Annotated in this window: 20 protein-coding genes; 16 read left to right on the top strand and 4 right to left on the bottom strand. The window is 70.1% G+C overall.

Translation table 11 applies throughout. The annotated features are described in order from the left end of the window. Nucleotides 1–35 precede the first annotated feature (35 nt). Nucleotides 36–1091, top strand: coding sequence for a helix-turn-helix transcriptional regulator (locus BM140_RS19495; RefSeq protein WP_244535515.1), 1056 nt, complete (start codon nucleotides 36–38; stop codon nucleotides 1089–1091). Nucleotides 1092–1200: 109 nt separating this feature from the next. Here the strand turns inward: BM140_RS19495 and BM140_RS19490 are convergent, their stop codons facing one another. After that, the gene (locus BM140_RS19490) at nucleotides 1201–2946 is read right to left on the bottom strand and encodes a trimethylamine N-oxide permease (RefSeq protein WP_091950190.1); all 1746 of its coding nucleotides are present in this window, start codon (nucleotides 2944–2946) and stop codon (nucleotides 1201–1203) included. A 728-nt stretch (nucleotides 2947–3674) separates the two neighbouring features. On the opposite strand from BM140_RS19490, the gene BM140_RS19485 reads away from it, so the two are divergent. The 4 genes from BM140_RS19485 to dksA all read left to right on the top strand — a co-directional run bounded on the left by BM140_RS19485 (nucleotide 3675) and on the right by dksA (nucleotide 7419). After that, nucleotides 3675–4244 carry a dimethylamine monooxygenase subunit DmmA family protein gene (locus BM140_RS19485; protein ID WP_091950188.1) on the top strand — a complete coding sequence of 190 codons (570 nt, stop codon included), beginning with the start codon at nucleotides 3675–3677 and terminating at the stop codon, nucleotides 4242–4244. After that, nucleotides 4241–5185, top strand: a complete 945-nt coding sequence (locus BM140_RS19480; protein WP_091950186.1) for a PDR/VanB family oxidoreductase — start codon at nucleotides 4241–4243, stop codon at nucleotides 5183–5185. Before BM140_RS19485 ends, BM140_RS19480 begins: the two co-directional genes overlap by 4 nt. A gap of 101 nt (nucleotides 5186–5286) precedes the next feature. Next, the gene (locus BM140_RS19475) at nucleotides 5287–6369 is read left to right on the top strand and encodes a heme-dependent oxidative N-demethylase family protein (RefSeq protein WP_091950184.1); all 1083 of its coding nucleotides are present in this window, start codon (nucleotides 5287–5289) and stop codon (nucleotides 6367–6369) included. 630 nt (nucleotides 6370–6999) lie between these two features. Next, complete coding sequence (gene dksA, locus BM140_RS19470) at nucleotides 7000–7419, top strand: RNA polymerase-binding protein DksA (RefSeq protein WP_091950182.1); 420 nt, start codon at nucleotides 7000–7002, stop codon at nucleotides 7417–7419. Between the two features lie 79 nt (nucleotides 7420–7498). On the opposite strand, the gene BM140_RS19465 is transcribed toward dksA, so the two are convergent. Together BM140_RS19465 and BM140_RS19460 are read right to left on the bottom strand one after the other, a co-directional pair. Further along, the gene (locus BM140_RS19465) at nucleotides 7499–7813 is read right to left on the bottom strand and encodes a porin (protein WP_091950180.1); all 315 of its coding nucleotides are present in this window, start codon (nucleotides 7811–7813) and stop codon (nucleotides 7499–7501) included. A gap of 122 nt (nucleotides 7814–7935) precedes the next feature. Beyond that, the gene (locus BM140_RS19460; protein WP_091950178.1) at nucleotides 7936–8919 is read right to left on the bottom strand and encodes a heparan-alpha-glucosaminide N-acetyltransferase; all 984 of its coding nucleotides are present in this window, start codon (nucleotides 8917–8919) and stop codon (nucleotides 7936–7938) included. 225 nt (nucleotides 8920–9144) lie between these two features. Here BM140_RS19460 and BM140_RS19455 point away from each other — a divergent pair, with 225 nt between their 5' ends. The 9 genes from BM140_RS19455 to BM140_RS19420 all read left to right on the top strand — a co-directional run bounded on the left by BM140_RS19455 (nucleotide 9145) and on the right by BM140_RS19420 (nucleotide 17509). Further along, nucleotides 9145–9759 carry a cold-shock protein gene (locus tag BM140_RS19455; RefSeq protein WP_091950176.1) on the top strand — a complete coding sequence of 205 codons (615 nt, stop codon included), beginning with the start codon at nucleotides 9145–9147 and terminating at the stop codon, nucleotides 9757–9759. A gap of 12 nt (nucleotides 9760–9771) precedes the next feature. Further along, the gene (locus BM140_RS19450) at nucleotides 9772–10251 is read left to right on the top strand and encodes a DUF192 domain-containing protein (protein ID WP_091950173.1); all 480 of its coding nucleotides are present in this window, start codon (nucleotides 9772–9774) and stop codon (nucleotides 10249–10251) included. Nucleotides 10252–10255: 4 nt separating this feature from the next. Further along, nucleotides 10256–12142: a magnesium chelatase subunit D gene (locus BM140_RS19445; protein WP_091950171.1), complete on the top strand. Its 1887-nt coding sequence runs from the start codon at nucleotides 10256–10258 to the stop codon at nucleotides 12140–12142. Between the two features lie 14 nt (nucleotides 12143–12156). Further along, entirely contained in the window at nucleotides 12157–13047 is an 891-nt protein-coding gene (gene bchO / locus BM140_RS19440) for an alpha/beta fold hydrolase BchO (protein WP_091950169.1), read from the top strand. Between the two features lie 122 nt (nucleotides 13048–13169). Further along, nucleotides 13170–14696, top strand: coding sequence for a phytoene desaturase (locus tag BM140_RS19435; RefSeq protein ID WP_091950167.1), 1527 nt, complete (start codon nucleotides 13170–13172; stop codon nucleotides 14694–14696). Then, nucleotides 14677–15744: a phytoene/squalene synthase family protein gene (locus BM140_RS19430; RefSeq protein ID WP_091950164.1), complete on the top strand. Its 1068-nt coding sequence runs from the start codon at nucleotides 14677–14679 to the stop codon at nucleotides 15742–15744. The genes BM140_RS19435 and BM140_RS19430 overlap by 20 nt, the downstream gene beginning before the upstream one ends. Continuing rightward, nucleotides 15741–15884 (top strand): hypothetical protein, encoded by a 144-nt coding sequence (locus BM140_RS25960; RefSeq protein ID WP_165616502.1) that lies wholly within the window; start codon nucleotides 15741–15743, stop codon nucleotides 15882–15884. Before BM140_RS19430 ends, BM140_RS25960 begins: the two co-directional genes overlap by 4 nt. A 191-nt stretch (nucleotides 15885–16075) precedes the next feature. Next, nucleotides 16076–16606, top strand: a complete 531-nt coding sequence (locus BM140_RS19425) for a flavin reductase (protein WP_091950162.1) — start codon at nucleotides 16076–16078, stop codon at nucleotides 16604–16606. Between the two features lie 189 nt (nucleotides 16607–16795). Further along, nucleotides 16796–17509 carry a hypothetical protein gene (locus BM140_RS19420; protein WP_091950160.1) on the top strand — a complete coding sequence of 238 codons (714 nt, stop codon included), beginning with the start codon at nucleotides 16796–16798 and terminating at the stop codon, nucleotides 17507–17509. A gap of 106 nt (nucleotides 17510–17615) precedes the next feature. Here BM140_RS19420 and BM140_RS19415 read toward each other — a convergent pair whose 3' ends face one another. Continuing rightward, a complete protein-coding gene (locus tag BM140_RS19415) occupies nucleotides 17616–17849 on the bottom strand; it encodes a hypothetical protein (RefSeq protein ID WP_091950158.1) in 234 nt (77 codons plus the stop codon). Nucleotides 17850–18307: 458 nt separating this feature from the next. Here BM140_RS19415 and BM140_RS19410 point away from each other — a divergent pair, with 458 nt between their 5' ends. Both BM140_RS19410 and BM140_RS19405 read left to right on the top strand, forming a co-directional pair. Further along, nucleotides 18308–19321: an NAD-dependent epimerase/dehydratase family protein gene (locus BM140_RS19410; RefSeq protein ID WP_091950156.1), complete on the top strand. Its 1014-nt coding sequence runs from the start codon at nucleotides 18308–18310 to the stop codon at nucleotides 19319–19321. 173 nt (nucleotides 19322–19494) lie between these two features. Then, nucleotides 19495–20171, top strand: a 677-nt coding sequence (locus tag BM140_RS19405) for a UDP-glucose dehydrogenase family protein (RefSeq protein WP_131803897.1), incomplete at its 3' end; no start/stop codon positions are given.

The following is a 20171-nucleotide window of genomic DNA, read 5'->3' as shown; positions in this document are numbered from 1 at the left end:
CTTCCGTGATGTCCGGGCCGGCCTTGGCCGACGGTGTGCGCAGAACCGAGCCCGTCCGGCTGACCGACGCGGAATGGTTCGCGCAGCTCGGCGAGGTCGCGGCCTCGATCGGCTCGGACAGCTTTCACCGCAAGCTGCTGCATCTGGCGGGCCTCTGCATCCGCCACGATTCGAGCTGGATCATCCGCTATTCGCGGGTCGCGCCGCCGGACGTGCTCTACACCTCGAGCGTGCCGGACGAGATCGTCGCCTTCTACGACGAGAAGGGCCAGTATCTCGATCCGTTCTCGGCCCGCTGGAAACGCAACGGGCAGCCGGGTGTCGTGACCCTGTCGGAGATCGCCGCGGAGGGACCGGAGGCGATCCTCTACACCAAGATCTTCACGCCGACGGCCAACATCGCCGACGAGATCGGGATGTTCTTCTCCACCGTCGGGCATTGCTGCTTCGGGCTCTTTTTGGAGCGCGAAAAGGGCAGCTTCTCCAAAGCCGACATCGCGCGGGCCAAGCTGATCTTCCCGGCCCTGGAAGGCTATCACCGCAGCCATCTCGGGCAGCTGTTCAACCAGCTGCGCACCGGCGGCCCGGGCGTCAGCGAGGTCGTCACCCGCCCGACCCTGATTCGCGACCGGCACGCCGTCGAGGTGTTTTCCAACGCCTCCTGGCGCGAGGCGGTGGCCGCGGACGGCTCGATCCTGCCGCTCATCGCCGCCCTCGACGGCGCGGAGGGCCTGACGACGCTGCAAGGGCGCGACTACCTCCTGAAGAGCGAGCCGTTCGACCGGGATTTCCCCCTGGCACCGGGCGGGCGCATCTTCACGCTGGAGGCCAAGCGGGACCTGGGGACGGCCGCACCCGCCGACTCGGTCGAGTATCGGGCCGCCGCGCAGATCCTCCAGGCGCTGACCCCGCGTGAGCGCGACATCCTCACGCTCACCATGAAGGGGCAGGCCACGGGGCAGATCGCGCAAGGATTGGCGATCAGCAAGGGCACGATCAAGAACTGCAAGCTGCGGATCTACCGCAAGGCGGAAGTGACCTCGGAGCGCGATCTGGTGAAGAAGTTCAGCCCGTTCTTTCCGTCGGCCTGAACGCTTCCGCTTCTCGAACTGATCGCTTCGGTCTCAGCCGCTTCCTCCCTCTCCCCGCACGCGGGGAGAGGGGATGCGCGTTAGCGCTGTGATCGATCCTATGTCACTCCTACAGCGTGAAGAACCAGTTCGAGATCAGCAGCACCGCGACGCCCGCGACCAGCGTCAGGTAGGGCAGCATCCCGGCCCGCTTGGCGCTCCGCGCGCCCGCCGGGCCGACACGGAGATCCTCGAAGGTCTCGTGGGGAAACTTGCCGCCGTCCTGCACGTAGTGGCGGAACAGGAACACCGGCAGGATCAGCGCCGCGGTGATCAGCCCGGCCCAGAGGGCGACCGGATTCCACACCTTCGCGCCCGCGCCCATGAAGACCACGTTGACGAAGGCGAAGACGCCGCCGAGCACCAGCACGATGCGCGGCGCCCGGTACGGACGCGGCACTTCGGCCGAGTCGATGCGGTGGATCCAGGCGGCGTTGAGGTTGAGGAAGTTGAAGATGATGTAGCCGCAATTCGACACGGCGAGGATGAAGAAGAAGCTCGTCACATCGGCGCAGGCGATGGCCAGCACCAGGAGGTTCACGCCGAGATCGGTCCACATCGCCGCGGTGGGCGCGCCGTGCTCGTTGGCGCGGGAGAGGTAGCGCGGCAACCAGCCGTCGATCGAGCCCTGATAGAGGGTGCGCGAGGAGCCGGCCATCGCCGTCATGATGCACAGGATCAGGGCGAGGATCATCAGCATCACGAGGACGCTCTCGATGATCGGACCGCCGCCGACCATGTGGGCGAGCGCCGCCGCGACGCCCGAGCCGTCCACCACCGAGGGCTCCAGCATCCCCTCGACGCCGAGCATGCTCTGAAAGGTGAAGGGCACCAGGGTGAACAGGGCGAGGCAGAGCAGGCCCGAATAGAAGATCGCCTTGAAGGTGTCGCGGCTCGGATCCTTGAATTCGCTGGTGTAGCAGATCGCGGTCTCGAAGCCGTAGGTCGACCACGCGGCGATGAACATCCCGCCGAGCACCAGGGTCCAGCCGGTGACGTTCCAGCTGCCCGGCTCGGGCGCGGCGGGGGCAGCGAGCGGCACCAGCGGCGTGAAGTTGCTCCAGTTCACCCCGTGCAGCAGCAGCGGCACCACGCCGACGATGAACATCGGCACGATCACGAGCAGGCCGATCCACTTCTGCACGTTGGCGGTGCCGAGGATGCCCCGGTGCTGCACGGCGAAGACGGCGAGCATCAGCACGGCGCCGATGACGAAGGCCGCGTTGAGCGAGAGCGAGACCGGTCCGAGCGTCGTGGAGAACAACGTCCAGGTCCGTAAGGACGGCGAGACCGCCGCCACCGCCGCGGCGAGTTTTTCCGCCTCCGTGCCCTGGAGACTCGCGCCCTGCGCAGCCAGCCACTGCACCACCGCGGGCGAACCCGCCGTCGGCGCGGGCGCCAGAGCGTTGATGATGTAGGAGGCCGCGATCGAGCAGCCGAGGGACAGCACCGGGCTCCAGGCGAACCAGTTGCACCAGACCGAGAGCGGCGCAATCAGCTTCGAGTAGCGCACCCAGGCCGCCGCGCCGTAGACCGAGGCGCCGCCCGACTTGTTGGGAAACAGCCCGGCGATCTCGGCGTAGGTGAAGGACTGGATGAAGCCCATCAGCATCGACAGGGTCCAGATCAGGAAGGCGAGCTTACCGGTATTGCCGGCGATGCCGCCGACCGAGAACAGCACCAGCGCCGGCACGCCGCTCGCGACCCAGAAGGCCCCGGTCCAGTTGATGCTGCGGTGAAGCTGCCCCGGCTCCGCCGTCGGGGCGATAGGGACCGTCGGCGCGACCGATGGGGACGACGTGATTCCAGCACTCATCGTGGGTTCTCCCGAACAGGATAGGAGTGACCGGGAGCCCGCGGCTTCCGGATCGGGTCGTCTCGATGGGTTCGGCCGCACGGGTGGAGCGGGCGACCGCCGCCCGGCCGCGGGGAGCGGCAGGACATTCGGCGCGCGTCGGCCGCCGCCCTCAGGCGGAACGTCGAGGGAAATTCAGTCGCATGGGGCCGTTCCACTCGGCATCGACTGCCGAAGGCTGCTCGAAAACGAGGATGAACGAGAGATCGTCTTCCGAGGAAGCGACCCGCGGCGTCGGCGGCCCTTCATTTCCGGACGCGCGAACCTCGGCGGGGCGCATCCCGCTTCAGTTCTCGATGGGAATATTCATTTCCTCATGGGCTAGGGCTGTCAAGCAGATTCCCGAGCCGCCATGGGGTCTTGTGCTCCTCATGCCGTCGAATTGAGCAGAGTGGAGAATGTCGGGGCAATCTGCTCAGTGAGAGTCCGGGCGAGCGGCCGGGATGACTGCGTCTCTCAGATTTTCACCGATCCGAATCGGGCCGCAAGTCCATGGCCGATCCCGCGGATCGGGCGGAGATGCCCGAAACACCTCCGCATTCATCGCGCGGGCGATTGACATTCTCATTCTCTTTGAGAAATTATCGTTCTCACAAAGAACTTCGACGGTGGAGCGCGACGGTCTCCGCCGCTCCCGCCCGGCGCATCGGCCGGGCCGATGCCTTCCCCCTCCATCCGCAGGGTTTACGATGACCGATCAGGGCATCAAGAGCCGACCGATCTATGCCGCCCTGCGCCGCGATCCGTCGGGGCGGCGCCACCTCTACGTTTCGGCCGGTGCCGAGCCGCCGCCGCCCGCCCTGTGCGACGGCCCGCTCGAAGGATGGAGCGTCGGCCCTCCAACCGCCGAGGGCACCCGCACCCCGCCCGAGCGCGAGGGCGAGCGCCGCTTCCGCTCGGCGAGCCAGCTCAAGGCGACGCTGGCCCGGCGCCTCGCCACCGAGCGGATGGGCCTTCGCCTCTACGCCGAGGGGCCGGAGGATTTTCTCTGGGACGTGTTCGGGATCGCGCAGGAACACGGCCTCGGGCGGCAGGAAGTGTTCCTGAAACAGGCCGGCACGCTCGCCCGCCGGGTCCAGTGCGTCCACTGCAAGACTCTCAACGAGGGCGTCTCGACCACGATCGTGCGCTGCGCCGGCTGCGGCGCGAATCTGTTCGTGCGCGATCACTTCTCGCGCCGGCTCTCGGCGTTCCAGGGCGTCAAGGTCGACGCCGAGCAGCCGGGCGACGTGCCCCCGGCGGAGCGGGCCTATCCATGATCCTCGACGCGCCCCTGACGGCCCGCGTGGCCGGCATCGACCCTCTGAGCCCGACGCTGAAGCGGGTGCGGTTCGTGCCCGAGCGCGGGCGCTTCCCCACCGCGGCGCCGGGCGCCCACATCCTCGTCACCCTGCGGGGCCCCGAGCGCATTTGGAAGAACGCCTATTCCCTGGTGACGCCACCGGAGCAGCGGGATTCTTACGCCATCATCGTGCGCCGGGTGGAGGCCTCCCGCGGCGGCTCGCACTTCTTGCATGACCATCTCAAGCCCGGCGATCCCGTCGAAATCGGCCCGCCGACGAGCCTGTTTCCGATCGCGAGCCTGGCCCGCCGCCACATCCTGATCGGCGGCGGCATCGGGCTCACGCCGTTCCTCTCGTACCTTCCGGTGCTGCGGGCTCGGGGCGCCGCGTTCGAGCTGCACCAGTATTGCACCGACGACGAGAGCGAGGTCTTTGCCGGCCTCCTCGCCGAGGCGGGCGGCATGGCGATGATCCATGGCCGAACCAACCGGCGCTCGGTCGCCGGCATCCTCGCCGACCAGCCGCTCGGGACGCATGTCTATACCTGCGGCCCGGAGCGCCTGATGGCGGCGGTCGAGGCGGCGGCTTTCGCGGCCGGCTGGCCGAGCGGGGCGATCCACAAGGAGAGTTTTGGGAGCGCCGAGGGCGGCGCACCCTTCACCGTCACCCTCGCCCGTTCCGGCCGCACCGTTCCGGTTTCGGAATCGCAGAGCCTGCTCGAAGCCCTGGAGACGGCGGGCGTCGAGGCGCCCTGCCTGTGCCGCGGCGGCGCTTGCGGCGTCTGCCTCACGCGCGTGATCGATGGCGCGATCGAGCACCGCGACCACGTGCTGACCGAGGAGGAGCGCGCGGGCGGCCGCCTGATCGCCACCTGCGTCTCGCGGGCGCGCTCCGACGCGCTCGTACTCGATCTGTAATTCCAGACTGCGATGACCTTTCTCGTCGCAGCCTGCCCGCGCGACGGCGCGGCAGCAGGCATCCGCCGGGCATGCCGATAAAATGCCGAGGAGATTCTTCGATGAATATCCAGTTCCGCAAAGACGAGCGCTTCCGCGAAAGCTTCTCCTACGTCAACAGCGATGCCGGCGTGCTGCGCTTTCCCTTTCCGTTCGGCGAAGACAGGTACATGTACTCGGTCAACATCGAGCCCCACACCCGTGGCGGCCCGAATCCGGCCTTTGCCCATGCCTTCGACATCGACGAGCATTACGTCGCCGAGTGCCGCGAGCGGGCGCTGGTGCTCGCCGACGATCCCGGCCGCTGCCAAGTGCTGCCGCACATGATGCCGGCGCAGTGGGACACGCTCGAATTGCTGATGGAGAGTTTTGCGGCCGATTATCCGGAGCATTTCAGCCTGGAGAAGAACGGCGACACTTGGCGCTGGATCAACCGCCCGCTCGGCATCGAACAGACCTTCGTGTTCGGAAGGCCCGAGACGCTGCCCTGCCCGCCGTTCGAGTACATCACCCGGCAGGCGCAAGGGGACTTCACTCTGCAGGATCAGCGCGACGACAACCTCTTCGTCGATGGCGGCATGGTGACGACGCAGGCCGACTGGTCGCTCGACTTCGACATCGGCATGAGTTTCCACGAATGGCACGGGCCTGTGCCGCTCGCCCACGACATCGGCGTGTTCGACCGGGCGCTTCGCTTTCTCCTCCGCCTGCAATACGGCCATCCGGTCCGACGCCTGAACTGGACCATGACGATCAACCCGCGTCTCGACACCTCGCCGGAGAACTACCCCGATTGGGGCCCGGACCGGACCACGGTGACGCCGGACAACGTCTCCGAAAAGGTGCATCTGCGGGTCGAGCTGCAGACCCTGTTCCGGCTGCCGCGTTCCAACGCGATCCTCTTCGGAATCCGCTGCTATCTGCTCAGCCTCAAGGACATCGAGCGCGTGGAGAAGTGGCGCAAGCGCCTGAACCGGGTGCTGACGACGCTGCCGCCCGAACTCGTCGAATACAAGGGCCTCACCCGCTACCGCGACACGGTCCTCGCCCATCTGGCACCACGCGACGACGGCGCCCCGCTTTCATCGGGCATCCAGCCGGACCAGACGACGCTGCCCCCATCAGCGCTGAGCAACCAACGATAGGGAGGCACCGGTTCTGTGGCGCCGCCTGACAAGCTCGTGGCGCTTGGTTGCCGTCAGGCTAGGATCGACCGCCAGCGGCTGGGCTTTGCGGCGATCCTCGAAATGGTCAGCTGCGACAACCCAGTTCTGGGCGATTTGACCCGAGGGTTCCAATGCTCGGGAGAGATCGGTCGGATCGCGGCCTGCAGGGATCAGGCCGACCGCCTGCCAGCGGAAGTCACAGGATATGATGGGGCTTGAGCCTCGGACAAACACGTCACGCGAGAGCGTTCCCAGTGTTCACAGAACCGAGGAACTCGCAAACAACCACGAAGCGATTTTTGATCAAGCTATCCCTGGCCCGGTGAACCGTGGCTGACGCATTTGCGGCGGTTCGGAGGCTCGCGGAGCGGCCTGCGCCCGGAGGTGACGCCGCAGGCTTACGAAGACAACCCTGAATAGACGTAACCTTCATCGGGATGGTCCGCTGCCCCCTCCTGCAGGCCGAACCGTGACGTGTTTGCCGCAACGCCGGAGGCATTTCGCCCGAACCGGCACGCAGTGGCCCGGGCGCGTTGTGGTGTACGCCCGCCTCGATTATAGCGCTGCCCGAGATCGCCGCTGACCGGCAGGGAGCGCGAGGGCGTGAGAATGGCGAAGGTCACGATCGAGGACGGCTACAGGCCCTCCGACGACGAGCCCTTCATGAATGAGCGGCAACGGGAGTATTTCCGGCGCAAGCTCCTCAGCTGGAAGAGCGAGATCCTGCGTGAGGCGCAGGACACCCTGACCGCGTTGCAGAGCGAGAACGAGAACCATCCCGATCTCGCCGACCGGGCGTCCTCGGAGACCGACCGCTCCATCGAGCTCCGCGCCCGCGACCGCCAGCGCAAGCTGACGAGCAAGATCGACGCGGCGCTCGCCCGCCTGGAGGACGGCTCCTACGGCTTCTGCGAGGAGACCGGCGAACCGATCTCCCTCAAGCGCCTCGACGCCCGCCCCATCGCCACCCTCTCGCTCGAAGCCCAGGAGCGCCACGAGCGCCGCGAGCGGGTCTACCGCGACGATTGATCGACGGCCTCGCCGTCACCTCGCTATTCGGCCGTAACGGCTTCTTCCATAAGCGCGCTTCCGACGGCGGGCCGAAGCATCAGCGATGCCCGGCATCCAGCCGCAGGAACGAGCGCACGGGCCCGAGATCGCTGTCGGAGCGCGTATCCACCGAGAAGCGACCGCGCACCGGCGCCGCGGTCCCGTGTGTCCCGGTTTCAACGCCGGCGGCGACCCGCCCCGACACGCGCAGGCAGGTGGAGGTGCCGGGAATCCGCGCGAACCCCGCGCCCTGCCCGGGACAGGCCTCCATCGGCGCCTCGGACGGCAACGGCGCCCGCTCCAGAGCGATCGCCGCCCCCGGCATCAAGCCGAGCCCGACCCCGACGATCGCCCGCTGCACCGATCGCTTCATGGCCGAGGTCCCCCGCGATATCCCTTCCGCCCTTGTAGCGGCGGCCGGTGCGGTGCGGGAAGATGCCGAGGCGGCGTTCGGTCCATCGCCAGAGGCTGTGATCGGAGGGCGCCCCTGTCCGCTCACGGCGCCGGCGCCGTCCCCTCGGCCGCCTCGTAGCACGCCTGCGACAATCCTTGCGCCTGCGCCCGCTGCTCGGCCGTGTAGGGCGCGCCGAGCCCCCAAAGCCCCTCCCGCCGCAGGGCCCGCTCGGTGCAGCGCGCCGCGACCCGGCAGGATTCCGCGCCGCCGCCGGTGCGAACGCAGTTCGCCGCATAGGTCGCCCGAAAACTCGCGGCGCCCGCCCGCGGATGCGGGCCGGTGAGGCTCACCACACCGTAGAGGACCGCCAGCAGGACCGGCTGGTGGATCAGATAGATCGCGAGGCTGTGGCGCCCGGCCAAAGCCGCCGCCCGTGCCGGGCCGCTGTGGGCGCGCCAGCGGGCGAGGCGTCCGGTAAGGGCCGCCGGTCCGCCGAGCCGTGCGAGGGCGATGCCGGCGAGCACGATCCCGAACCAGGGAAACAGCGGCACCCAATCGTTGGTGTCCGGCCGCAGCCGCCCGAGCCCGAGGAAGAACAGCTCCGGCGCGTCGAGCAGCGGATGGGCGATCAGCGAGGGGGCGAGCAGCACCGCCATCGCGGTGAGCGCCGTGAGCCACACCGGGGCGAACACGAAGGGCAGGCCGAGCAGGCTCGACAGGGCGATGCAGTGCAGGATGCCGAAGAAGATGTAGCTGTCGGGAAAGGCGAAATAGGTCGCGACCGTGATCAGCGCCGCCGCGCCGCCGATGCGGGCGATCCGTGCGACGAAGCGGCCGAACCGCACGCCCCGGCCGTTGGCCAACACGAGCCCGATGCCGACCAGCAGCAGGAACGAGCCGGCGATCACATGGGCCGCCAGCCGGCCCGGCGGCGTCAGGGCAAAGTTCTCCGGCGTCAGCCTGAGGAAACCGAGGTCCCATAGGGTGTGGTAGCTCGCCATCGCGGCGAGCGCGACGCTGCGGGCGACGTCGAGGGCATCGATGCGACCGCGCGGCGCGGCGGCGGTAGGCGAAGAGACGAGCATGCGGCGGCCCTACCATCTCGCTCCGGCCGGAGCGAGGATGAGGCATGTCGTCGCCTGCCCGATCCTTGGCCAACCTTGCGCGACTTCAGTGAGGCGCCGCCGCCATGGCGAGCAAAATTGCATCCGCCGAATGTCCCGTTGCCGGTCAAACGGGCTTTCCGGGTGTCGGGACTTTGTTAACGTAGCCGCGGAATTGCGCGGCGCGATTCGGCACGGGTTGCTTACATGTCGAACGATTACGGAGCCGGTCCGGGTCTCGCCCGGTCTACGGAGTCCCCGGATTCCGCACGGGACCTCGACCATGGGCCGGAGGCCGAGCCGCCGCTCGACCTCGTGGAGATTTCGGGCCGCATCAAGTGGTTCGACGTGTCCAAGGGCTTCGGCTTCATCGTGCCGGACGACGGCTCGCCGGATGTCTTGCTGCACATCACCTGCCTGCGCCGCGACGGGCACCAGGCCGCGAGCGAGGGTGCCCGGATCGTGGTCGAGGCGGTGCGCCGCGCCCGCGGCTGGCAGACCTTCCGGGTGATCTCCCTCGATCAATCCACGGCTTTGCACCCCTCCGAACTGCCGATGCCGCGCACCCACGTCTCGGTGACGCCGACGAGCGGCCTGGAGACCGCGGTGGTGAAGTGGTTCAACCGCCTGCGCGGCTTCGGCTTCGTCAGCCGCGGCGAGGGCACGCCGGACATCTTCGTCCACATGGAGACCCTGCGCCGCTACGGCATCGCCGAGCTGAAACCCGGCGAGACGGTGCTGGTGCGTTACGGCGACGGCTCGAAGGGTGCTATGGCGGCGGAAGTCCGCCTCGTCGACGGGGCGCTTCCGGCCTCCCACTGACGAGGTGCTTTCGTGCGCGTTCCCTCGAAGACCGTTCTCGCCTGCCTCGCGGCGCTCGCCCTGCCGCTCGCCGCCGCCCGCGCCGAACAGCCGGCCGCCGCCGCCGAACAGGCCCCGACCGAGCCGCTGGCCATCGCCACCAAGGACGGCCGCCGCGCCTTCGACGTCGAGGTGATGCGCAACGACGCACAGCGGGCCAAGGGCCTGATGTATCGCCGCACCATGGCGGCGGATCACGGGATGCTGTTCGACTTCGAGCGCCCGCTGCCGGTCAACATGTGGATGAAGAACACCTACCTCCCCTTGGACATGGTATTCATCCGCTCCGACGGCTCGATCGCCCGCATCGCCGCCGACACCGAGCCGCTGTCGACGCAGATCATCCCCTCGGGCGAGCCGGTGCTCGCCGTGCTCGAACTGAACGCCGGCACCGCGGCCAAGCTCGGCATCCGGGCCGGGGATCGGGTCGAGCACCCGCTGTTTCGGCGCTGACGCCTTGGCGGAGCCCGAACCGACCTCCGCCTGGGACGACGCCCTTCGGGCTCTCGCGCTGTTCGCGGCCGACCCGCACGGCCTCGGCGGCCTCGTGCTGCGCGCCGGGGCCGGCCCGGTGCGCGACCGCTGGCTCGCGCTGTTGCGGGCGCAGGTCGCCGGCCCGATCCGCCGCCTGCCGCCGGGCATCGGCGACGACCGCCTGATCGGTGGGCTCGATCTGCCCGCGACGCTCCGCGCCGGCCGTCCCGTGGCCCAGAGCGGCCTGCTCGCGGAGGCCGATGGCGGCGTCGTGGTCGTGCCGATGGCCGAGCGGCTGGAGCCGGGCATCGTCGCCCGCCTCGCCTCGGCCCTCGATGCCGGCATCGTGGCCCTGGAGCGCGACGGCCTCGCCGCCCGCCTGCCGGCCCGGATCGGTCTCGTGCTGCTCGACGAGGGGATCGAGGACGAGGCGGTCGCCGAGGCGCTGGCCGACCGGCTGGCGTTTCGCATCGATCTGACCGGCGTCAGCCTGCGTGAGGCAGAAATCACCGCCTCCCTCGCCGACGCACATCCTCATCCGGAGGTGCCGAGGCGAAGCGGAGAGCTCGAAGAAGGGCTCGAAGTATCGCAAGGCCGGCTGGGGGCCCCCTTCGAGGCCGCCGAAGCCAAATCTCAGGACGGGGGGGAGGACGGGAAGGTTGCAGGGCATCTCCCTGCCGAAATCCGGGACGATCCCGTCGCGATCCTCTGCACCGCCGCCGCGGCGCTCGGCATCGCCTCCCTGCGGGCGCCGCTCCTGGCCCTGCGGGCCGCCCGGATCGCCGCGGGCGGCACACCCGACGACGCTGCTCTGATGGAGGCCGCCCGCCTCGTCCTGGCCCCGCGCGCGACGCGGCTTCCGGCGCCCCAACCGCCGCCGGATGGCGAGGAGCCCCCCCCGGGGGAACAGGCGGAACCGCCACCGGACAAGCAGACCCAGCCGGACGATGCGTCAGCCCCGGAGACGGAGACGGAGACGGAGGCGGAGGAAGCCTCCCGAACCCCAAAAAGCCTCGACGAGGTCGTGATCGAGGCCGCCCAGGCGGCGATTCCGAAGGATCTGCTGGCGCGACTGCTCGCGGGCGGCCCCTCGCTCCGCAGGGCCGAAGCCGGCCGCAAGGGCGCGGCGGCGGCCTCGCAGCACAAGGGGCGGCCGGTGGGAAGCCGGCCCGGGGATCCGCGCCGCGGGCGGCTCGATCTGATCGCGACCCTGCGCCAAGCGGCCCCCTGGCAGGGCCTGCGCCGGGGGCCGGGCGAGACCCGCCGCGTGATCGTCGCCCCGGAGGATTTCCGCATCCGCCGCTTCCGCCAACACAGCGAAACCACGGCGATCTTCTGCGTCGATGCTTCGGGCTCCGCGGCTCTGGAGCGGCTGGCCGAGGCCAAGGGCGCGGTCGAACTGCTGCTCGCCGAAGCCTATGTCCGGCGCGACCGGGTGGCCCTGGTGGCCTTCCGCGGCGCGGGCGCCGAAATCCTGCTGCCGCCGACGCGCTCGCTGGTGCGGGCCAAGCGCGCCCTCGCGGGCCTGCCCGGCGGCGGCGGCACCCCGCTCGCGGCGGGGCTCGATGCCGCGATGGCGCTGGGGCTCGCCGTGCGCCGGGCCGGCGGCACGCCGGTCGTGGTGCTCCTCACCGATGGGCGCGCCAACGTCGCCCGGTCCGGTCTGGGCGGCCGGGCGCTCGCGGGCGAGGAAGCGCTCGCCGCCGGCCGGGCGATCCGGCATCACGGCCTGCGCACCCTGGTCATCGACACCGGCGCTCGGCCCGACGGAGCGCGTGCCCTCGCGGAGGCCGCGCAGGCACGCTACTGCCCGCTGCCGATGGCGGATGCCGGGAGCGTCCGCGCCGCCGTGCGCGCGGCGACCGCGTGAGCGCAGGGTTCTTCATGCCGCTTTTCGAAGACGACCGCCCCGTTTGGGAGCGCGATGGCCGCGACTGGCCCCATCGCGCCGCCAGCCGCTTCGTCGAGGCCGCCGGCCTGCGCTGGCATATCCAGGAATTCGGCGCCGCGGAAAAACCCGGCCTGCTGCTCCTGCACGGCACGGGTGCTGCCACCCATTCCTGGCGCGGCCTCGCGCCGCTGCTGGCCGCGCGCTACCGCGTCATCGCCCCCGACCTGCCGGGCCACGGCTTCACCGATCCGCTTCCCGCCCGCCGCCTGTCGCTGCCCGGCATGGCCGAAGCGGTGGCCGGGCTGACCGATGCTTTGGGGGTTTCGCCTAAGCTCATCATCGGCCATTCGGCCGGCGCCGCCGTGCTCGCCCGGATGTGCCTCGATCGGCGCATCGCCCCCGACCTCCTGGTCGCGCTCAACGGGGCGCTGACGCCGTTTCCGGGGCTTGCGAGCGTCCTGTTCCCCAGCATGGCCCGGCTGCTGTTCGTCAATCCGGTGACGCCAAAGATCTTCGCCTGGAGCGCCGACAAGGCGGCGGTCCGCCGGCTCATCGACGGCACCGGCTCGCGCCTCGACCAAGCCGGGCTCGACCTCTATCGCCGCCTCTTCACCCGCGCCGGCCACGTCTCCGGCGCGCTCGGCATGATGGCGAATTGGGACCTCGCGGCGCTCGACCGCGATCTGCCGGGGCTCGCCACCCGCACCCTCCTCGTCGTCGGCAGCGAGGACAAGGCGATTCGCCCCGACACCGCCTTCGCGCTGCGCAGCCGCCTTCCCGCCGCCCGCATCGAACTGGTGCGCGGGCTCGGCCACCTCGCTCACGAAGAAGCGCCGGGGCGCATCGCCGAGATCATCGTTGCGGAGGCCGCCGCAGGCACCTGATCACCGTGGCCGCCAAAGCTCCGCGTCCCAAGGACGGAGGGATGCGGCGCCAAGCTGGATCGGTCGGGACGCGCTTCAAACACCCCTTGCGCGCCTCGCGCCCCGGTGGTTAGTGTCAACTCATGTTGACACTCGCCGTCAAGCCGATGGACGTGGGAGGCCCGGATACCCGGCCGCACGCGGTCGTGATCGGCTCAGGCTTCGGCGGGTTGGCGGCGGCGGTGCGGCTCGGGGCGCGGGGCTACCGCGTCACCGTGCTAGAGCGGCTGGAGCAGCCCGGCGGGCGCGCCCGCGTCCACCGGCAGGACGGTTTCACCTTTGACGCCGGCCCGACCATCGTCACCGCGCCGTTCCTGTTCGAGGAGCTGTGGCGCCTGTGCGGGCGCGAGATGACCCAGGACGTGGCGCTCGTGCCGATGCGCCCGTTCTACCGCATCCGTTTTGAGGACGGATCGAGCTTCGCCTACAGCGACGACCGCGCGGCGATGCGCGCCGAGGTCGCCCGGTTCTCGCCGGACGATGTCGAGGGCTACGAGCGCTTCATGGCCCATAGCGAGGCCGTCTGCCGCGTTGGCTTCGAGGAGCTCGGCCACGTCCCGTTCGATCGGTTCGGGAGCATGCTGCGGATCGCGCCGGACCTCCTGCGCCTGTCCGGCCATCGCAGCGTCTACGACGTGGTCGCCCGCTTCCTGCGCGACGAGCGCCTGCGCACGATCTTCAGCTTCCATCCGCTGCTGATCGGCGGCAATCCGTTCCGGGCGAGCGGCATCTACTGCCTGATCGCCCACCTCGAACGCCGATGGGGCGTCCACTTCGCCATGGGCGGGACGGGGAGCTTAGTCGACGGCCTCGCCGGGTTGATCCGGGGCCAGGGCGGCACCATCCGCTGCGGCGCCGACGTGGCGCAGATCCGTGTCGAGGGTGGGGCGGCGACCGGCGTGACGCTGGTGGGCGGCGAGACGATTCCCGCCGACATCGTCGTCTCGAACGCCGATTCGGCCACCACCTACCGGAAGCTGCTCGGCGGCACGACCCGCCGCTGGAGCAGGCGGAAGCTGGAGCGCGCCGCCTCCTCCATGGGGTTGTTCGTCTGGTATTTCGGCACGAACCGGAAGTTCGGCTCCGTCGATCACCACACGATCCTGATGGGCCCGCGTTATCGCGAACTCCTCGTCGACATCTTCGACCGCAAGCACCTAGCGGAGGATTTCAGCCTCTACCTCCATCGCCCGACCGCGACCGACCCGCTGCTGGCGCCTGAGGGGTGCGACGCCTTCTACGTGCTCTCCCCGGTGCCGAACCTCGCCGGCGGCCAGGATTGGGCGGCGCTCGCCGAGCCGTACCGCCAAAAGATCGAAAGATATCTCGAAGCGACCGTGATGCCGGGCCTGTCCGAATCGCTCGTGACCTCGAAGGTGACGACGCCGCAGGACTTTTGCGACGATTTCCTGAGCTTCCGCGGCTCCGGCTTCGGCCTGGAGCCGGTGCTGACGCAATCCGCGTGGTTCCGACCGCACAACCGGTCGGAGGACGTGGCCAATCTCTTCCTCGTCGGTGCCGGGACCCATCCCGGTGCCGGCCTGCCGGGCGTGCTGTCTTCCGCACGCGTTCTCGATGCCGTGGTGCCGGATGCGCGCGTTCCCGTCTGAAGCCTCCCTCGCCGCCTCGGAGGCCGACCACGCCGCCTGCCGGGCGGCGATCCGCACCGGCTCGAAGAGTTTTTACGCGGCCTCCATGCTGCTGCCGGCCAAGGTGCGGCGCCCGGCCTATGGGCTCTACGCCTTCTGCCGCCTCTCCGACGACGCGGTGGACGAGGCGGGCGGCGACCGCGCCGCCGCGCTCGCCCGTCTGGAACGCCGCCTCGCCTTGGCCCAGGCCGGGCGCCCCGAGAACCACCCGGCCGACCGGGCGCTGGCCGACGTACTCACCGCCCACGCCATCCCGGAGGCCTTGCCCCGCGCGCTCCTCGAAGGTCTCGCCTGGGACACTCGAGGGCGCCGCTACGCCACGCTCTCCGAACTCTCGGCCTACGGCGCCCGCGTCGCCGGGGCGGTCGGGGCCATGATGAGCCTCGTCATGGGCGTGCGCGATCCCGCGGCCCTCGCCCGCGCCTGCGACCTTGGCGTGGCCATGCAGTTCACCAACATCGCCCGCGATGTCGGCGAGGATGCCCGCGCCGGCCGCCTCTACCTGCCCCTCGATTGGCTCGAGGAGGCCGGCCTCGATCCGGCCGCCTTCCTGGCCGACCCGCAGGCGACGCCCGCGCTGCGCCGGATCGTGGCGCGCCTGCTAGCGGCGGCCGAGTCGCTTTACGCCCGGTCCGAGCCCGGCATCGCCATGCTGCCGCTCGGCTGCCGCCCGGCGATCCGCGCGGCGCGCCTGATCTACGCCGAGATCGGCCGCGCCGTGGAGGCGAACGGCCTCGATTCGGTCAGCCGCCGCGCCCGCGTGCCGGGTTCCCGCAAGGCCGCGCTGCTCGCCCGCGCCGCCCTGCCGACGGTCACCGCCGCCGAGGCGCTCGCCGCGCCCCTGCCCGAGACCGCCTATCTGGTCGAGGCAGTGCAACGCCATCCCGTGCCGCCCGCCGCCTCCGGTCTGCCGCCGTGGTGGGACTTCTCCGGTCAGGCGGTGCGCGTCCTCGACCTGATCGAGACGTTGGAGGAACGCGACGCCTTCCGCCGCTCTGCGCCCTCGTGAGCGACCACGGCTTCGCCGCACTCGATATCGGCCTCGCCTTCGGGGCGATCCTGGGGATCGCGGTCTGGCAGCTCGTCAGGGTGAAGCGCTCGATCCGCAGCGACCGCGAGCAGGCGAAGGACGACGCGGGCGAGCCGTAGGCTTTTTCGCCCGTTTGCGGCAGCAAGCGCCGGTTTCAGGGAAGAATCCGCCCCCGATCCTGGGCAGGCTCGACGCGTCTTCGCGCCGTCCGGCCTTGCCTCGGAGGATCGTCGTGCCCACAGCTTCGCTCAAGCGGGAATCCGTCTCCGCCGTTCTTCCCTTCCTCCTCCCGGCCGAGAGGCGCGTCTCCATGCCCCCACCCGAACCCGCGGTCGATGCGCCGGCCTATCGCGAGGCCATGGCGCGGATCGCGAGCGCGGTGCATCTCGTCACCACCGACGGACCCGGCGGCCGGGCCGGCTTCACGGCGACCGCCGTCTGCAGCGTCAGCGACAGCCCGCCGACCCTGCTGGTCTGCCTCAACCGCTCGGCCTCCGCCTATCCGGCGTTCCGGGCCAACGACGCCGTCTGCGTCAACACCCTGTCGAGCGAGCAGCGGCCCGTTGCCGAGGCGTTCGGCGGCGCGCTGCCGCGCTCCGAGCGCTTCGGTACCGCCCGCTGGGAGACGCTCGCGACCGGCGCGCCGACCCTGCCCGGCGCGCTCGCCGTGTTCGATTGCCGCGTCGTCGAGCGCTCCACGGTCGGCACGCACGAGATTTTGCTCTGCGAGGTCGTGGCCCTGGCGCTGCGCCCGGAAGACGTCGGATCCGGCGCAAGCCTGCTCTATGCCGCGCGGCGCTACCGCACCTTGCCGCCGACGGACGGGTCCGGTTCCGATTGATCGCTCGTGATTTGACTTCGCCATGACGGTGAGCCGAGGGGATCGAAGGAGGCCCGTCGGGGGTTGAGGTCGGCGCCTGCTTTTCCCGTGGACGGCCGGACCGTTCGGGGTTAATTTTTCGTTCGCTTCATCGCAGGACGCGAAGGGGGCCGGCGAGCCCCTTCCTTCCGTCAGCCCGAGGGCGTGTCCATGTCGAGCGGCCGCTTTTCGTTGTGTCTCGCTCTTGCCGCCTGCCTCGCTTCCGGGGCGGCCTCGGCCGAGGGTGACGGCGAGGGAACGAGCTGGACCGATCCGCCCGCCCGCACCGCTCCGCAGGAGGTGGCGAAGCCCGCGGAACCGAAGCCGCCGGAGCCCGCCCGGACCGAGCGGGCACCGGAGCCGGAGCGGAACGCGCCGACGCAGGCTCGGCAGGACCCACCCGCGCCGCCTCGATCCTCGCCCCCGCAATCCTCGCCGCCGCCCGTCGCCCCGACGCAGGCCGAGCAGCGCCAGGAGCAGATCCGGCGCGCCGTTGCCCGCTCGACGGCGGAGCGTGAGGCCGAAGCCCGCGGCGTCCGCATGCCGCGGCGCAGCGTGGTCGAGCGTCCGGCGATATCGCAACGTTCGGTCGAACGCCCGCGGCGCATGAGCGAACGGCTGCCGCCGTCGTACCTGCGGGGGCGTCAGGCGTCCCGGCCCCGCAGCATCCGCCGCCCGGTCTACGGCTATGCCGATCCGATGCCGGCCTACGAGCGCTACGGAGCCGGTCCCTCGGCCTATGACGGGCCGGACGCCCAGGCACGCCGTATCGCCCAGGCGCGGTCGGCGGGATACCTCGTCATGCGCTCGCGCAGCTACGCCTACCCGGACGGTATCGTGGTGCGGCGCCTCTCGCCGCTCGGCGGCGACGACTTCTACGATTGAGTATCGGCCCGAAAGCCGACGCGGCACGGCAAACGCGCATATGAAAAAGGGCGCCGCACTCCGTGAGTGCGGCGCCCTTTTGAGGTCGGCGGGACGATCGACCGTCTCAGCGGATGCGGCCGGGTCGGGTCGGCTCGAACACGATGCGGCGGTGATAGGCGCACCAGCTCTTGCCGTCGGCCACGGGCGCGCCGCAGCAGACGGCCTGATCGCTCGGTTCGCCGATGATGAACTTGCAGACGAAGGCGCCGGACTGCGCGAACGGCACCCGGAAGTCGGCGGACGGCTCCGCGATCGGGTTGGCCTCACCGATCTGCGGCAGGCGGAAAAGCTGGTTCATCGGATCGACACTCGGTATTGTGAGACTCGCTGACGTCGGTGCGAGGGCGGGGCGATGCCCGCTGGGGAGGGAGTCACGGCCGTCCTTGTTCCTCCGGAACGCCGAAGCCCGCAGACCATCGGCCGAGGCTACGCAGTCGCGGAAGGAAAAGTCGAATCGGGCAGACCGTTGATCGGTCGTAAGTAAGCCGCTTTGCGTCACAAGCAAGCCCCGCCTCGGTCGCAGGCGCCCTGCGCACAGAGCAAATGTCCGAGTCCGGTTGGTTTCTCGACCGATGGTAAAGCGCCTTTTCCGAAGGACGCCACCCGAAGAGGTCGCGAGCCGGAAGGTGGGCCCCTTCGGCACTCGGGCCGTCGGCCCGGGCCTCTCGTGAGGCCCGGGCATTTCCCCGCGTTTCCTTGCGACCCCGGAACCGGGATGGTATCCGCGCCACCATCTGGAGAGGTTTTCGGCACGGCATGCGCGCTCTCGTCACAGGCTCGGCAGGCTTCGTCGGCCACGCCCTCAGCCGCCGCCTGCTGAGCCGAGGCTGTCGCGTCACCGGCTTCGACGGGTTCTCGGACTATTACGACGTCGAGCTGAAGCGGATGCGCCACCGCGACCTCGCGCGCTTCGACGGGTTCACGGAAGTCGAGGCGCAGTTGCAGACGCCGGGCGCGCTGATCGACGCGTTTGCCGCGGCCAAGCCGGACCTCGTCTTCCACCTCGCGGCCCAGGCGGGCGTACGCTACAGCCTGATCAATCCGGGCTCCTACGTCGATGCCAACCTCGTCGGCACCGCCAATCTGCTGGAGGCGGTGCGGGCGCATCCGGTGCGCCACCTGATGGTGGCCTCGACGAGTTCGGCCTATGGCGGCAACACCCAGATGCCGTTCCGCGAGACGGACCGCTCGGTCACGCCGCTGACGCTCTACGCCGCCTCCAAGATCGCCACCGAGGCGATGGCGCATTCCTACGCGCACCTGTTCTCGGTGCCGACGACGGCGTTCCGCTTCTTCACCGTCTACGGGCCCTGGGGCCGGCCCGACATGGCCCTGTTCCTGTTCACCCAAAAGATCCTGGCGGGCGAGCCGATCGAGGTGTTCGGCGAGGGCGCGGCCGAGCGCGACTTCACCTATATCGACGATCTCGTCGATGCGATCCTGCGGCTGTCGGAATGTCCCCCGCCCCTGCCGTCGCAGGGGGCTCCGGTCGGCGAGGCCGACAGCCTGAGCGACGTCGCACCCTACCGCCTCGTCAATATCGGCGGCGGCCGCCCGGTGCGGCTCGATGCGATGATCGCCGCCCTGGAGATGTCCCTGGGCCGCAAGGCCCACCGCATCCTCAAGCCGTTGCCGCCGGGCGACGTGGTCCGCACCCATGCCAGCACGGAACTCCTCGAAACCCTGATCGGGCACGTACCCGAGACGCCGCTGGAGACCGGCATCGCCGCCTTCGTGGCGTGGTATCGGGAGCATTACCGCGATGCCTGATCCGGGAGGCGAACGGACCGTCCCGTATTGACACGGGGGCGGGGTTCGGAAATCCCCGCCCCATCGCGCGGCCCCGATGCACCGGGATCGTCGGCGCACGACGTCACCGATCGCGCCGGCAGCGGTCGCAATCCGTTCGGCCGGCCCGAACGACACGCCAGAGAGGATCTTCGATGCGGATAGCGATGATTGGTTCGGGCTATGTCGGTCTCGTGTCGGGGGCGTGCTTTGCGGATTTCGGTCACGAGGTGATCTGCGTCGACAAGGACCCGCAGAAGATCGCGGCGCTGGAGGCGGGCCGCATGCCGATCTACGAGCCGGGTCTCGAGACGCTGGTGGCCGACAACGTCCGGGCCAAGCGCCTGTCCTTCACCACGGACCTGAAGCCGGCGGTGGCCGGCGCCGATGCGGTGTTCATCGCGGTGGGCACGCCCTCGCGGCGCGGCGACGGCTTTGCCGACCTGTCCTACGTCTACGCGGCGGCGCGTGAGATCGCGCAGGCGGTGACCGGGTACACGGTGGTGGTGACCAAATCGACCGTGCCGGTCGGCACCGGCGACGAGGTCGAGCGGATCATCCGCGAGGCCAACCCGCACGCCGAGGTCGGGGTGGCCTCCAACCCCGAGTTCCTGCGCGAGGGCGCGGCGATCGGCGACTTCAAGGTGCCCGACCGCATCGTCATCGGCGCCGAGGACGAGCGGGCGGCGGAGGTGATGCGCGAGGTCTACCGGCCGCTCTACCTCAACGCGGCGCCGATCCTCGTGACGGGCCGTCGCACGGCGGAGCTGACCAAGTACGCCGCCAACGCGTTCCTGGCGACCAAGATCACCTTCATCAACGAGATCGCGGA

This window comes from Methylorubrum salsuginis (genome assembly GCF_900114375.1).
Lineage (GTDB): Bacteria > Pseudomonadota > Alphaproteobacteria > Rhizobiales > Beijerinckiaceae > Methylobacterium > Methylobacterium salsuginis.
Note: the sequence above shows the minus strand (reverse complement) of the source record. Positions and strands in the feature narration are given on the sequence as shown.